Origin of the sequence: Komagataeibacter swingsii (assembly GCF_003207895.1) — a bacterium.
Taxonomy (GTDB): Bacteria; Pseudomonadota; Alphaproteobacteria; order Acetobacterales; family Acetobacteraceae; genus Komagataeibacter; species Komagataeibacter swingsii.
Genome location: NZ_NKUB01000110.1, coordinates 1 through 554 on the forward strand (window position 1 = coordinate 1; position 554 = coordinate 554).

Here is a 554-nt window from a genome sequence, read left to right on the forward strand (position 1 = left end):
TGGGATCCATCCAAGTCTGGTGTTTCGCTGGCGGCGAGAGGCTCGGGCCAAAGCGCAGGCCAAAGGCGGGACATCGTTCATACCTGTCATGGTGGCCCCGGTCCCCGAGCCGCCGCCATTGGAGCGTCGGAGAGAACAGGGAACGCTGTCCGGCCAAGCCGTCAGCCTGGTCTTTCCGGACGGTGTGCGGCTGGAGTTCGACACAGGGCTGTCCGCTGATCGTCTGCGTGAGATTGTGGGCGCACTACGATCATGATCCCGCTTCCTTCCACGCTGAGGATATGGCTGGCGGCCGGTGTAACCGATATGCGCCTGGGGATGCCCGGGCTGGCGTTGAAAGTCCAGGAAGCACTGGGTCGTGACCCTTTCGCGGGTGACGTCTATGCCTTCAGGGGCCGACGCGGCGACCTGGTGAAACTGATCTGGCACGATGGGATCGGCCTTTCCTTATATGCGAAGCGGATCGAGCGCGGGCATTTCCTGTGGCCTTCGGCAAAGGACGGAGCGATCCATCTCTCCCCGTCACAATTGACTTGTCTGCTGGAGGGTGTGGA

General features: G+C 62.3%; 1 protein-coding gene and 1 pseudogene. Both read left to right on the forward strand.

Annotated elements, in window-relative coordinates:
- Positions 1-256 (forward strand): annotated as a pseudogene (locus CFR76_RS18330) (IS66-like element accessory protein TnpA); the annotation flags it as partial.
- Positions 253-554: IS66 family insertion sequence element accessory protein TnpB (gene tnpB / locus CFR76_RS17580; protein WP_110557953.1), on the forward strand; the 302-nt coding region annotated here is incomplete at its 3' end. The pseudogene CFR76_RS18330 and the gene tnpB, both read left to right, overlap by 4 nt.